This window comes from Microbacterium sp. H6 (assembly GCF_003314775.1).
Lineage (GTDB): Bacteria > Actinomycetota > Actinomycetes > Actinomycetales > Microbacteriaceae > Microbacterium > Microbacterium oxydans.
On the sequence record NZ_QOAY01000265.1, the window covers coordinates 1 to 1,131 of the forward strand.

Sequence of the window (1,131 nt, forward strand, 5' to 3'; positions counted from 1 at the left end):
CGAACGGCTCCAGCCCGCCGCCCGCGACGGTCGCGAAGGCGCCGCCGGGCTGGACGACGATGCTGCCGTCCCACGCCTCCGGCGGCGACGGGGTGAACGCTGCCCGACGCGATTGCTGCGCAGCGGTGCGCTCGGTCATGACGAGCCCGCCTCGGCGCGCGGAGAACACGAGCGCATCGATCGCGCCAGCGAGGTCATTTTCGAGCCGATCGACGTCCGCAGTGACCTTCAGTGAAGCCTGACCGTACATGCCCTGCTCGACGCTGAGCTCCCCGAGGACCTGTTCGGGGTGCTCGTCGAAGTAGGCGTTGATCTTCGTCGGCTGACCATCCAGCGTGATCGTCCGCACGGTCTCCCACAGCTCGTCCGCCGGCGGTTCGCCGTCTTCGCGGCGTCGGAAAATGAGCAGATCGGTGAGCGCCTCGGTTCCGGCCGCCCTGCGGTGCGCGCCGGTCGGGAGACGGATCGCGCCGATGAGGTCGGCGAGGTCGTTCATCTCTCGCCGTGCGCCGGGGCTCTGCGCATCCATCGTGAAGTGCGACGTCAACGTCGCCACCAGGCCGCCCGGGCGGGTCAGCCGGAGCGACTTGAGGATGAAGTGGTTGTGCATCGATTGCTTGGTGGCGTTGTGCACCGGGTCGTGCAGCACCACTTTCGAGAAGGGCACGTTCCCGATCGCCGCGTCGAAGTGCGCTTCCGGGAGGCGCGTATCTGCGAACGACTCCGCCCGCACCTCTGCGTGCGGGTAGAGGCCCCGGCTGATCGCCGCGGTGATCGGATCAAGCTCCACGCCGGTCATGGTCGCGCTGTCGGGGGCGAGGCCGATGAATGTTCCCGCCCCCGATCCGGGTTCGAGCACGGCGCCGCCCTGGAAGCCCAGGGCGGTGAGGGCGCGCCACAGCTGCCGCGCGATCAGCGGGTCGGTGTAGTGGGCGTTGATCGTCGTCCGGGCGGCCGCCTCCCACTCGTCATCCGCCAGCAGGGCGCGCAACTCGTCACGCTCCCGCGCCCAGTCCGGCTTCGCGGCGTCGAACACGTCCGGGATCGCACCCCACGACGACCAGCGCGCCAGCGCCCGCTGCTCATCGCTGCGCGCCGCGCGCCCTTCATCGGCGAGAGCGCGGGTGAGGC

General features: G+C 70.4%; 1 pseudogene. It reads right to left on the reverse strand.

What is annotated here, in order from left to right:
- Positions 1-1,131 (reverse strand): annotated as a pseudogene (locus tag DSP71_RS17575) (helicase); the annotation flags it as partial.